Here is an 11,538-nt window from a genome sequence, read left to right on the forward strand (position 1 = left end):
GGGTTTCCTCCAACCCGGCGAGAATGCCGTCGTGGGGCGCGGTGAGTTCGGTGAGGATGTCGGCTGCCTCGGCGGTGTCGGTGGCTTCGCGCAGGCGTTCGGCGAGGTGGGAGACCGAGGTACCGAGCGTGGTATAGCGCGCGGGGCGGGCGTCGGTGCCGAAAGGTTCGTCGCAGTCGACGTGGTACCCGGCAGCCCGCAGGCGCGCTACGGCATCGGTGGCGAGACGGGACTCGTCATCCTCAGTGAGGCCGGCGGGGGCGCGGTGGTAGGTCTCGTGGAGGCGGACGACCGCGATGAATCCCGCGCGCTGGAGAATGCTGTGTGCCGCCAAGTCGTCGCCGCGCGCGCGGAGTTCGCTGGAGTTCGAATCGCGGCGGATGTCCATAAAGCGGCCGGTATGGGGCAAGGAGGCGTTGCTCCTACGGAGATCTGTGGGCGGTGTGCCGGGCTACGGTCGGTGCGGCGGCGATCCGGGACCGGCGGACCAGGTGGGCCGCGGTGGTGTCCAGGTCCTGCTGGATCGCGTGGAGCCGGCGGGTGATCAGCTCCAGACCGTGTGCCGCTTCGGTGCCGGCGGCTCCGGGCTGACGGGCGATGCGGTGAGCGGTGTGCTCGATCAGTCCGCGGACCGTGGCCAGCGGGCCGGCCTGCTCGTCGGCGAGCTGCGTAAGGACGCTCGCGAGCTGCGCCGATGCGGTGGGCGCCGTAGGGACAGCCGGGCGTGTCGCGGGTCCGGTGCGGGCGGGGATCAAGTTGAGATCCTGTTCGATGCGGCTTGCCTCGCCCGCAAGGCGCCGCAGGATGTCTGCGGGCGGGGTGCGCCACGTGCCGTCGAGGTGGATCAGGTTGGCGATCAGGTCCAGGCGTCCGGGCTGTGCCTGGACGGCGATCCACCGCCAGCCGTGCTCCGCGGCGCCGGGTATCTCGATACCGGCGGCTCGCGCGAACCGGTGAGCGGTTTCGGCCCACTCGGGACCGGTCAGCTCCCGGTCGTCCGGGTGGAGGCGGATGTCGAGATGGAGGATCGCCCGCCGGTCGTCGTCCGCACTGGCAGTGAACGGATGCTCCAGGTAGGGATCTTCGAGGTGCTCGGCCCACTGAGCGGATGTCCAGGTTCTCTGCTCGTCGTTGGGAGTGTAGTAATCCAGGCCCTGCCAGTGGGCGACGATGGTGTACTCCGTCAGGCCCTCGTTCGCAGAAAGGGGCCCTCCGAGTGCCTCGGCGAGCGGGTCGCGCGGCGAGTGGGCCCGCGCGTGCAGGCGGGGGATCATGACGGCACCCCGCTCAACGTGCGGGTGGGCGGCCGGTGCTGATGAAGGTCGCGGGCCGTGCAGAGCAGGGAGCGCTCGCGACCAGGGCGGTGCGGCCGTGGCGGTGCATGGAGGAAGTCATCGGCCGCCCCGGATGTCCACGATGTGCACGAGCTGGCCCAAGGCGGTGGTGGTGTACCAGCCGCAGTCGATCAGCTCGTCGCGGTCGGCGAACCGCGTAAGGAGTGCATCCTCCATGGCCCGTAGGTAGATCAGGCAGTCCGGGCAGCGGCGCGAGAGGTGCACGAGGTAGCGGGGGTGGGCGGTGACGTAGGACTGGGCGCCGCCGGTCGCATCACGCAGCCGCCAGCCGTCCTCGTCGGTCGGGGTGTGCCAGGACGGGGCCACGACGCGCATCGCATCGCCCCACAGTTCTCCGCCGGCCATCCCCTTCAGGACGACGACGGTGTCACCGGCCTGGAAGTGGGCGTGAGTGATGTCCCGATCGGGGGTGAGCGGGTCGGGCATCGGTGCGAACGCCGAGGTGGGCGGGGGCTGGGACATGAGTTCCTTCCACGCAGATGCTGGCGGGGTGGGAGCATCAATAGTCCGGAGGAACGCCGGTTTGGCTAACCGGGGTTCTCCGGCTATGTTGCCCCGGCGTCAGCGGAACGGGTTCTCCGTCCCGCGGTCCGCCTCATCGGCTGCGTCGAGGAGTTCGAGCAGGTCAGTGCCTGCGGCGTCACGCTGATCGATCCACCATCCGGCACGGGTGATGGCGCGGGCCTTCTCCTCCAGCTCCGCCCAGTCCGCCTCGTCCCACGTGCCCTCGACGACGAGCGCGGTGTGCGCGGCCATCATCAGCTGGTGGCGGGAGCGCTCACCCCAGTCCAGGGCCTTGGCCGGGCCCTCCAACTGCGGCATGTCGAACTGCTTCGCCCACGCGAGGGTTGCCTGCTGCTCCTCGGCCCGCTTGGCCGCGAGCCACTCCTTATTGGACCCGGTGTCGGCGTCGCGCGCCGCCTTCCAGCAGTCGGTGCAGTCCTTCGACGTGAGCCAGCGGGCGAAGCTGGCCCGCTTGTCGGCAGGGCGATTGGACAGGTCATGATCCACGCGGTGGGAGCAGGCGTGCTCCACGGTCCAGTGCGTACGCACGGCCATAATTCGATCTCCTCAAAGGGGTTGCAAGGTGGGGGTTGCGCCCTGATCAGGGCGTCTTGTTCCGGGGGGCCGTCGGGGGTCGGACTGCTCGCGGGTGCCATCGGGACCGCCCGCCGGTCGCGGCCGTCAGATGGACGGTCGGAGCGTACGTGGGCTTCGGCGGGATCGGCCGGGCCGAAGGCGGGGAGGTGGTGGGCGGTGTAGAGCGCTGCGTCGTCCGGCCGGCGGCGGCCTGGGCGAGACGGCTGCGGCGCTCCTGCAGGCCGTTCGGCCGGGCGGGGCGTGGCGGGCCGGCCGAGAGGGACGGGTCGAGGCGGATGTCGGCCTGCACGGTGTAGCCGTGGCGGCGCAGGTCGTGGACGGCTTGGCGGGTGCGGCGGACTCCGTCGCGCTCGGGCTCGCTGAGCCGGTACAGGCCGGGTTCTCCGGGAACGGGTTCGAACTGCTCGCGCTCCAGGTACCAGTGGGCGAGGTGCGCGGGCATAGAGGCGGTGAAGGAGGCGACGAAGCCGTGTTCCTCGTGGTCGCCGAAGGCGAAGTGGGTGCCGGGTTGCAAGGGGGCGGTGTTCTCCTCGGGGCGGGGGGCGGAAAGGTCAGGGGCCGCGGTGCGCGGGCCGGGCCGCGGTAAGGGGGCGGGCCGGCGCGGCGACGGGCAGAGCCGGGCGGCGGTTGGGGTGCGCTGATGCGGGCCTGACGCAAGAACGTTCCGCCGTCGGTGAGCCAGGTCTCGATGGCCGGCCACGCGCGTGCTCGGCGCTTTTGCTCCGGCACGAAACCGCCGTGGACGATCTCGTCGACCAGGATCTCGGCATCAATCACGGCGTCGGCCAGACGGGAGAGGGCCGCGGCGTCGTCGGGCCACGGGCTGCTCGCGGGTCGGCACTGGTCGAGCAGCACCGGGGCGTGGTCGACGACGGTCAGGAAACGGCGCCAGATGGTCGAGGAACAACTCCGTCGCGGCGCCGCGAGCAGCGGCGCTCAGCGGGGTGGCGTCGCTGTAGCGGCCGGAGGCGTTCATGGCCTGCCAGGTGTCGTGCTCGCAGCGGATGTCCCCGAGTACAGCGGCGATGGCCGCCGTCTGGCGGGCGTGGACGGCCTGCTCGTAGGCCGGCAGGTACCGGCCGGTGAGTGCCTGGGCAGCCCGTCCGGCAAACGGCGGCAGGACGATGCTGCGCGGGGCGTGGGGATCGCCGTAGCCCCCTTCCAGTCCCTCGGGCGAGAAGGACCCCACCAGGTAGTCGAGTTGACGGCCGGGGCGTTCGATGAACAGCAGCGTGATGCCCTGCACCGCGTCGGTGAGGAGCGCGGCGTAGGGGATTCGCTCGCTCTGGACGGCGCGGCCGAGTTCGCCGCTGTCCCAGATCCAGGGGACGAGGTCTTCCTGCCAGGCGGGGTGCGAGTAGATCTCGACCGAGGCGTGCCACTGGCCGGGCAGGAGGCGCGCGAGGTCGCGGGCGGGGTCGCCGATGAACCGGCGGCTGCTCGTGTGCACGCTGGTGCGGTGCCGCTTCGCGCACCTGATCAGGTCGACCACGGTGGTCTTGGTGCCGTCCGCGGGCAGGTGCCAGACGCCGTCGTCGTCCCGCTGGAAGCCGCTCTCCGCGAGGGCGGTGTGCGCCCAGGGGTACTGCTCGCCCTAGGCGATGGCGCGCTGCCGCCGTGGCGGGCTTCGGGCCGCTGGGGAGCGCCGGGGTCGTCGGAGGGGGCCGAGTCGTAGAGGACCTCGAACAGCGACGGGTCGTCGGGGTGCTCACGCTTCGCGATCCAGCCCTCGGGGTCTCCGGGCGGGCGCTCGGAGGACGGCTCCTGCGGCGGACCGATGATCAGGTAACTGTCGTCGGGGGGAGAGACGCGCACGATGTAGGCGCTGAGGCCGAACTCGATGTCGCACTGCAGGCCGCGCGCCCGCAGCGGCGTGGTGATGTGCGCGTGGCGACGCCACAGCTCCTGCCACCACGAGGTGTCCACGTTGCGGTGGTCGGGAAGCGGTGCGAGCCAGGCAACGCGGCGGGAGTCTGGGGTGCTCGCTTCGTCAGCGGCCACGGTTCCTCCCGCGGGAGGCGGCGGGCGATCGGTGCGGTGGAGGCGTCCGTCCAGTGGGGGTGACTCCCAGCTGCGACTCCTGACTGAAGCCGAGTTCGTACTCGTCGTGGGTGGCGATCAGGTCGCGTTCCATCTGGGCGTCCTGGTCGGCGACCTGTGCCATGAGGTCGTCGACTTCGGCTCGGCGTTGTTGGTATTCGGCCCATTCGGTGGCGTTCAGGTGAGGGGGACGTTTCAAGAGGACTTCGTGTGCAGGCGGTGGCGGTGCCGTGTCGATCAACAGTGGTGGTCCCTGGCGGGATCGCGTTTGCGAGAGTCGGGCGGGACTGGAATCGCAGAAAGAGAGCTATCGGCGGGGTGCGGTACCGGGGGACGGAGGAGCGGGCGGGACGCCTGCGCTGGCCCCAGGCTGGCCGCCGGTCGGTGTCGCGGGGGTGGGAGCCGGGTCGTAGGCGGCGCGCAGCCTGCTCAGGCCGGCCTCGTCGGCGAGGGCCAGGACCGACAGCGCCCGGCTGGCCGCCGTCATCAGCAGGTTTGAGGGAGACCCCTTGGCCGCACCGCGGTTCTCCCGCCGCCACCGGGCGGCGGCGACGAGGTAGTCGCTCACGGCGCGCAGTGCAGGTTCGGCGGCGTCCAGGACGTGGTCGGTGACTGCTTCGATCTCTGCGGGAGTCTGAGCCGCGGCGAGGGCGTCCAGGTAGGGGGTGAGATCAGGTGCGGGCCGGGGCTGGTCCGGCAGCGGATGCGCGTCGAGGAAGGGCTGCGCGTCGCGTCGCGCCCACCGCTTCAGGTCGCCGCGGGTGGCGAGGTTGTACCGGGCGGCGTGGATCTGGTCGGCGTCGCGGCCGACGTTGTCGTACAGGTCGAAGTCCGGGTCACGCGGGGAGATACGAGAGTCCTTCGATGGGGTGTTGTCAGGCTTCGTGAACTAGACGCATTTTCAATGCATTCGGGCGTCGGTGTCGAAGAGCGCCAGCTCGTTGGGATGCAGCAGGTGCTGGACGATGAAGGATCTGCCAGCGACTTTCCACAGACCACGGCCCCGGTTGAGGTGCGCGATGGCGTCCATTTCCACGGAGGTCAGGCCCAGCAGGGCGGCGGCGGCGTGGAGTTGGTCGGTCTCCTGGCGGTAGATGATCCGGGTGCTGCAGTCGGCAAGGAGGCCCTCCGCGAGGGCGCGGCCTTTTGATCCGGCGTCGCCGGCGGTGAGCAGGTCGGACAGCCGGTGGATCACCATGAGGTTGGCGATGCCAAGGCCACGGGAGAGCTTCCACTGAGCCTGCATCCGCTGGAGCAGACCGACGTGCCGCATCAACCGCCACGCCTCGTCGTACACGATCCAGCGCCTGCCGCCGTTCGGATCGGAGAGGGCGGACTCCATCCAGGCACTTGCGCAGGTCATGGCCAGGACGAGGGCGGTGTCGTCGCCGGATCCGCCGAGGCGGGACAGGTCGATGGTGAGCATCGGCGCGTGCGGGTCGAAGGCGACGGTGGAGGGGGCGTCGAACATGCCGGCCAGGTCACCGTGGACGAGGCGGCGCATCGCGTGGGCCAGGTCGCGGGCGGCGTCGCCGAGCTGGCCGGACATCATGCCGGCGGCTTCGTCGAGCGCACTGGGGGTGTTGAGGGTGGCGGCGACGTCGCCGAGGAGCGGGGTGCGGCCGGTGGCGGCGGCGCGGGTGACGACGGCGTCGAGGGCGACGTCGAGGGCGGTGTGCTCCATGGGCATCAGGTCCCGGCCCAGGACGGTCCGGGCGAGGGAGCCGAGCAGGAGCAGGCGTCGTTTGCGGATCTCGCCGACCCAGTCGGCCTCCGTGACGCTGTCCGGTCGCGGGGCCGCGTCCAGGGGGTTCAGGCGTCCGGGCAGTCCGGGGCCGAGAGCGACGGACCGGCCGCCGAGGGCTTGCGCCACCGGCGTCCACTCGCCTTTGGGATCACAGGGGACGTAGACGCGGTAGCCGAAGGCCACCGAGCGCAGCGCGAAGGACTTGGCGAGCGCGCTCTTGCCCTGGCCGATCACCCCGGCGAGCAGGAGGTTGGGGTTGGTGAATCCCTCGACCTTGCCGTACAGCGCGAACGGGTCGAAGACGAACGACGCTTCCGCGTGGACGTCGCGGCCGATGTAGATGCCCTCGGCGCCGAGCCCGCCTTCGGCGAGGAAGGGGTAGGCGCCGGCGGCCACGGCGGTGGTCATGCGGTAGGCGGGCAGCTTCAGCCGGTTGTTGCGCGCGGATGCGGGCCCGGGACGTCCGCTCGGAGGGTAGAGCGGAGCGGGCATCTCGTGCTCGGCGGGTGTTCTCTCGGCCTGGTGGGCGCTGGCTTCGGCGCGGGCCTTGGCGGCGGCTTCGGCGAGCTGGCGGCGGGCTGCCTTGCGGCTGGCCCGGTCGGTGCCGTGGGGGGTGAACAGCGGGCTGGCGGAGGCGCGGCGGGCGCGGCGAGCGGGCCGGTGGCTCATCGGAGGCCCTCGATTCTGCGGGTGGTGCTCATCGCACGCAGGCCGTGGTATGCGGGCGGAGGTCGGTGGGGGTGGTCTTGCGCCGGATGCTGTGCCCGGTGGCGAGGTGGCGTTGGCAGATGGTCAGCACGGGCGGCCCTTCGGGCAGCCGTTCCGGATGGCACGCGCTCGTCTCGGTGTCTGTCTGCTCTGTATTGCCGGGCAGCAGGTGGAAGGCGGAGTGGAGCTCGGTGGTGGCCTGCCACAGGCGGGTGTGTGCGGTGGCGAGGTGGCGGCCTGCTGCAGGATGCGGGGGCCCTGCTACCTCGGCCAACTGGTCGATGAACCGGTGTAGTTCGGTGAGGTGGGCGTGGAGGGTGTCGAGGTGCCCGCGATCCGGGGGCGCCGCACGGTTGAGGTCACGAGCGTGGTGGCGGACGCCTGCCGTGGCGGCCCGAAGGTAGGGGTGCGCGTCGGGCGCGCTGGGACGGGGAGGGATCAATGGGAGGTCCTTGCCGCCAAAGAGGCGGGAGCGGGGTGTGGGGGCGAACTGGCAGCTACAGGGTGGTGCGGGCCAGGGGGAGTGCGGCGACGGCGAACGCGTCGGGCTGCTGGTAATTCAGCCGTCGCAGGTCGACGCCCGAGGTGACGGCGTGGGTCTCGATCTGTGCGCAGGCGGCGTCCAGGAGGGCGTCGGTCTCGGCGGTGACGGTGACGAGGCCGGTCAGGGCGACGTCCGCGTGTCCGGCGATGAGCTGGCGTTCGCGGGTTTTGACGTCGGCGTACTCGACGGAGTCCTCTTCGGAATCGACCTGTCCGCGGCGGGCGCGCTCGTTGGCGTCGGCGATGATCGCGGCCTTCTTGCGCTGGACGTCCCGCAGTGCGGACTCGAGCCCCTGCGGTACGTAGATGAGGGAGAGGCTGCGTCGCACGCCGGCCGTGAACATGAGGCCGTGCATGAAACCGGCGTTCGTCTCGGTGCGGGGCCAGTTCTCCACCCAATACGTGGCGTGCCGTGCGCTGTCGGTGGCGAGGCGGTCGTACTCCTCGACCTGGACGACGGGACCTGCGGCTGCGGGATCGGCCTCGGCGCGGCCGGTGTCGGACCACTGCTGGAGTGAGGCGAGGGCCCCCGGGTCGTAGGCGGTGCGGATGACGGCGGCGATCTCCCGCGCGGTCAGCCACCCGGTGACCATCAGTCCGGCGTTGCGGGCCGCCTGGGCGATGGAGGCGGTGGTCTGCTCCATGACGGTGAACGCCCCGGGCAGCCCGCCGCCGGCCTGCGAGATCAGCCGCCGGGCGGCTTTGAGGTCGAGGGAGATGGCGAGGTAGGTCTCGTGGGGTGCGGCGGCGGGACCGGCCGAGGCGACCAGTTCGGAGTAGATCTGTCCGGCGACCGGTGTCTGGGGCTGCCCGTTCTGGGCCCAGTGGCGGGTGAGGGTGTCGCCGCTGTCGGGGACGGTGCGTTCCAGCACCTGCACGGTGGCGATGTGCCCGGTGCGGGCGATGCCCGCGAGCGCGCGTCCCCAGCTGCCCACGTTGTGGTTCTGGGTGGCGGGGTCGAGGAGGGCGAAGGCGCGGCTGCTGACCCGGGCGATGGCGGTCAGGGTCTGCCGGTGTGGGTCGTGCACGGCCGCGGCGCCGTTGGCGGAGTCGCCGGGGGTGACCACCTTGAGGGAGGCGGCCGTGCCGGGCAGGTGGAGGATGCCGTCCTGCCGGGGCCGGGTGACGGGCCGGGCGAGCCAGAGCGTCTGGCCGGTGCGTCGGCGCTGTGCGTAGCGGGCGACGATCGGCGCCCAGTCGATCAGGGAGCGTCCGTGCCGACGGATCACCACGAGCGCACCGGAAGCCGCCCACAGCGGTGCCAGGGCGACGGCGCCGACCAGCCCGGTGGAGACCACCGTCATCAGCAGCAGCACCAGCGTGCAGGAAACAAGGACGAGTTGCGGCAGGGAGAGGCCGAGGAGGATGCCGCGGCGGGACCGGTGCGGAAACTTCACGGTGACCGGAGCGACGGAGAGATCAGTCAAGGGGCGGGTCCTGAAGGCGCGGACGGAAACCCGGGGGCGGGGGTGCAGTACACGTCCCGCCCCCGGTAGACGGACAGGGGATCAGAGGCCGGTCGCAGGCGGCGGCGGTGAGGCCGTCCCGCTGGGCGTGGCGTTCTGTGCCCCAGGGGACGGCGGTGCGCCTTGCGGCGGCGGGGTCGTGGTCGGCGGCACTGACTGCCAGCCGCCTTGCTGGCCGGACGCGGCGCTCACGCCGGATCCGCCCGGCCCCGGGCTGCCGCCCACCTGGCCGCTGGTGTCATCCGACACGCTCGTCGGCGCGGGCTGGACGGCCTTCTCCAGGCCGGACTTCATGGCACCGCCACCGGGCGAGCCGCCCGTTCCGCCACCCTGCGAAGCGTCCTTGCCGCCGCCGCTGTCGCCGGTCGGGTTGGCGGCGATGTCGCCGGGGAATCCGCCTCCGCCTGCGGCGTCGGGGCCTTGCGCGGCGGCGACACCCGCTCCGGCTGCCGCGCCGCCGGTTCCGGCGGTGGCGGCTGCTGCCGCGGCCTTGCGGGCGGCGTTTTCGGCGTGGGCCTTGGCGATCTGCGCTCCTGCGCCGCCGGCGCGGTGGATGGACTCGCCGTCGGTGCCGTCGGCCGCCCAGTGCACGAACTTGAAGACGGCATAGGGGCACAGCAGCACCAGGATCATGATCACGATGCCGGACATGACGTCGGCGAGGGCGGCGATGCCGTCGGTGGCGTCGGTCTTGCCCATGGCGGCGATGCCGAGCACGAAGATCACAGTCATCAGCAGCTTGCTGACGACGAGGGTGGCGGTGGCTTCGATCCAGCCCTTGCGCCAGCGGCGTGCGACTTCCCAGCCGCCGCCGGCGGACGCGAAGACGGCCAGGGTGACCATGACGAGGATGCCGACCTTGCGGACCATCATCACGCACCAGTAGAGGAAGGCGCCGATGGCGGCGCCGAGACCGACGACGACTGGGACGAGCCAGCCGAGTCCGGCCAGGGACCCGATCTGGCTGACCTTCACGATGCGGCGCACGGCCGACTCGATGCTCAGGTGCGCGGTCTTGAACAGGCCGTCGCTGACGGCGTCGACGACTTCGACGGCGACCGTGGTCAGGGCGATGGCGCAGAACGCGAACAGGACCCCTGACATGGTGCCGGTGAACGCCTGGGTGAGGGCTTGTCCGTCGCGTCTGACAGCGGCCCGGACGAGCTGCGCGCAGAAGGTGGCGACCAGCAGGACCAGGCCCAGCGGCAGCAGCATCTCGTAGTTGTCGCGGAACCATCCGGCATTCAGGTCGACCCTCGTGGTGGTGTTGACCGCCTTGGCGGCCAAGTCGGCCGCTGCCGCAGCCAGCTCACCTGCGGACTTCGCCATCCAGTCACCGATGGCCTTGCCAGGGTCCGAGGCGAAATCGACCGCGTCGCCGACGGCACAGAGCTTGTCCGCCAGGGGGTAATCACAGAAACCCACGGGGAATTACTCCTCCTTGTCTCGTGTCAGGCGCGGGTCACTGCGTGACGCTCGAAGCGATGGCGGCCAGGGCACAGTCGTGGCCGGGGCGGCACTGCACGGCGAGGGTCACGGCGCGGTCCTCGGCTCCGCCGCCGCCCTTCTTCCATGCGATCTGCTGCTTGCCGTTGACGGTGACGACGTAGATGTACGCCTCGGTGATCGCCGAGGGGTCCTCGGCGAGGGCCTGCTTGAACGCGCCCGGGTAGTGGCCTTCGGTGACGCGGGCGGTGGCGTGCTGGTCCTGGTCGGCCATCCGCGACCACAGCAACGGATCAGGGACCTGGCCGGAGACGGACGCCCAGTCGGCGTAGGTGGGCTCCTTGGTCAGCCACTCGCGCATGCCGGCGAGCTGCTGGTCGCGGCTGGTGTCGCGGGTGTCGTAGGACCACAGCATCTGGGCTGCTGCCTTGGCGTACGCGACCGGCTCGGAGATCTGCGGAGGCTTGGGCACGGAACCGGAGTCGGCCTCGGGTTTCGGTGCGGGGGCCTCGGAGGAGGACGGGCTGTGCGTTGCGGCCGGCCCGGCTGCTGTCGGATCCCGGTGGGCGTTGCCGCTGCCGGACAGCCAGGCGACGGCTGCGGCGATGGTGAGCAGGACGGTGACGACCAGAGCGACGATGGCGATGCGTCGGTTGGCCGACCAGCCGACGCCGTAAGAGGACAGCGAGAGGGTGGGGAATCGGTTCCGCATCAGTGGACCTGCGAGCCGAGGGTGGAGAAGAACGCGACGATTCCGTTCGCGGCGCCGAGGCCGAGGGCGGCGCCCGCGGCGACGACGGCGCCCTTCTTGCCGTTGGCCTCGGCCTGGTGGCCGCCGGTGTGGTGGCCCCATGCCCACACGCCGAGCGAGACGGCGAGGGCGCCGACGACGGCGATGATCCCGAACATGTTGATCGAGTTGACGACGTTCTTCAGCACGCTGAGCCCGGGCAGGCCGCCGCCCTTGGGCGAGATCCCTGGGTCGTAGGCGAGCTGGATGACGCGGTCTGCGAGAGGGAGGGACATAGGTGTGGCGGGCTCCTTGCATACGCGGGCCAGACGAGGGGCCGGCGGGGGAGGGGAAGCAGAGGGGGTGGGGAGATGCGCTCGGGGCGCGGGAGATCGCCGCGGC

Annotated in this window: 14 protein-coding genes; all 14 read right to left on the bottom strand. The window is 71.4% G+C overall.

Going from position 1 to position 11,538, the window contains the following annotated elements:
• Positions 1-422: 422 nt before the first annotated feature.
• Positions 423-1,274, bottom strand: coding sequence for a relaxase/mobilization nuclease (locus tag ACIOC0_RS02685; RefSeq protein ID WP_402151453.1), 852 nt, complete (start codon positions 1,272-1,274; stop codon positions 423-425).
• Positions 1,275-1,391: 117 nt separating this feature from the next.
• Entirely contained in the window at positions 1,392-1,817 is a 426-nt protein-coding gene (locus ACIOC0_RS02690; RefSeq protein WP_402151456.1) for a hypothetical protein, read from the bottom strand.
• A 99-nt stretch (positions 1,818-1,916) separates the two neighbouring features.
• Positions 1,917-2,414 (bottom strand): hypothetical protein, encoded by a 498-nt coding sequence (locus tag ACIOC0_RS02695; protein ID WP_402151458.1) that lies wholly within the window; start codon positions 2,412-2,414, stop codon positions 1,917-1,919.
• Positions 2,415-2,460: 46 nt separating this feature from the next.
• Entirely contained in the window at positions 2,461-2,970 is a 510-nt protein-coding gene (locus ACIOC0_RS02700; protein ID WP_402151461.1) for a hypothetical protein, read from the bottom strand.
• A gap of 255 nt (positions 2,971-3,225) precedes the next feature.
• Positions 3,226-3,948, bottom strand: a complete 723-nt coding sequence (locus ACIOC0_RS02705; RefSeq protein WP_402151464.1) for a hypothetical protein — start codon at positions 3,946-3,948, stop codon at positions 3,226-3,228.
• The gene (locus ACIOC0_RS02710) at positions 3,936-4,457 is read right to left on the bottom strand and encodes a hypothetical protein (protein WP_402151466.1); all 522 of its coding nucleotides are present in this window, start codon (positions 4,455-4,457) and stop codon (positions 3,936-3,938) included. The genes ACIOC0_RS02705 and ACIOC0_RS02710 overlap by 13 nt, the downstream gene beginning before the upstream one ends.
• A complete protein-coding gene (locus tag ACIOC0_RS02715; protein ID WP_402151469.1) occupies positions 4,447-4,695 on the bottom strand; it encodes a hypothetical protein in 249 nt (82 codons plus the stop codon). Before ACIOC0_RS02715 ends, ACIOC0_RS02710 begins: the two co-directional genes overlap by 11 nt.
• 108 nt (positions 4,696-4,803) lie before the next feature.
• Positions 4,804-5,064 carry a hypothetical protein gene (locus ACIOC0_RS02720; RefSeq protein WP_006143170.1) on the bottom strand — a complete coding sequence of 87 codons (261 nt, stop codon included), beginning with the start codon at positions 5,062-5,064 and terminating at the stop codon, positions 4,804-4,806.
• A 333-nt stretch (positions 5,065-5,397) separates the two neighbouring features.
• Positions 5,398-6,912 (bottom strand): ATP-binding protein, encoded by a 1,515-nt coding sequence (locus ACIOC0_RS02725; RefSeq protein WP_402151473.1) that lies wholly within the window; start codon positions 6,910-6,912, stop codon positions 5,398-5,400.
• A 28-nt stretch (positions 6,913-6,940) separates the two neighbouring features.
• Positions 6,941-7,393: a DUF6238 family protein gene (locus ACIOC0_RS02730; protein WP_402151476.1), complete on the bottom strand. Its 453-nt coding sequence runs from the start codon at positions 7,391-7,393 to the stop codon at positions 6,941-6,943.
• 55 nt (positions 7,394-7,448) lie between these two features.
• Positions 7,449-8,921, bottom strand: a complete 1,473-nt coding sequence (locus ACIOC0_RS02735) for an SCO6880 family protein (RefSeq protein WP_402151479.1) — start codon at positions 8,919-8,921, stop codon at positions 7,449-7,451.
• 81 nt (positions 8,922-9,002) lie between these two features.
• Positions 9,003-10,385 (bottom strand): ATP-binding protein, encoded by a 1,383-nt coding sequence (locus ACIOC0_RS02740; RefSeq protein WP_356307277.1) that lies wholly within the window; start codon positions 10,383-10,385, stop codon positions 9,003-9,005.
• A gap of 37 nt (positions 10,386-10,422) precedes the next feature.
• The gene (locus ACIOC0_RS02745) at positions 10,423-11,118 is read right to left on the bottom strand and encodes a hypothetical protein (protein WP_402151482.1); all 696 of its coding nucleotides are present in this window, start codon (positions 11,116-11,118) and stop codon (positions 10,423-10,425) included.
• Entirely contained in the window at positions 11,118-11,432 is a 315-nt protein-coding gene (locus tag ACIOC0_RS02750; RefSeq protein WP_006143162.1) for a DUF6112 family protein, read from the bottom strand. Before ACIOC0_RS02750 ends, ACIOC0_RS02745 begins: the two co-directional genes overlap by 1 nt.
• Between the last annotated feature and the right edge of the window lie 106 nt (positions 11,433-11,538).

The sequence above is a fragment of the Streptomyces sp. NPDC088254 genome, from assembly GCF_044740925.1.
GTDB lineage: Bacteria > Actinomycetota > Actinomycetes > Streptomycetales > Streptomycetaceae > Streptomyces.

What these genes read in the sequence shown, in the direction of transcription:
- ACIOC0_RS02685 (WP_402151453.1), bottom strand. Translation starts at nt 1,274, where the DNA reads ATGATCCCCCGCCTGCACGCGCGGGCCCACTCGCCGCGCGACCCGCTC.
- ACIOC0_RS02690 (WP_402151456.1), bottom strand. Translation starts at nt 1,817, where the DNA reads ATGTCCCAGCCCCCGCCCACCTCGGCGTTCGCACCGATGCCCGACCCG.
- ACIOC0_RS02695 (WP_402151458.1), bottom strand. Translation starts at nt 2,414, where the DNA reads ATGGCCGTGCGTACGCACTGGACCGTGGAGCACGCCTGCTCCCACCGC.
- ACIOC0_RS02725 (WP_402151473.1), bottom strand. Translation starts at nt 6,912, where the DNA reads ATGAGCCACCGGCCCGCTCGCCGCGCCCGCCGCGCCTCCGCCAGCCCG.
- ACIOC0_RS02745 (WP_402151482.1), bottom strand. Translation starts at nt 11,118, where the DNA reads ATGCGGAACCGATTCCCCACCCTCTCGCTGTCCTCTTACGGCGTCGGC.
- ACIOC0_RS02750 (WP_006143162.1), bottom strand. Translation starts at nt 11,432, where the DNA reads ATGTCCCTCCCTCTCGCAGACCGCGTCATCCAGCTCGCCTACGACCCA.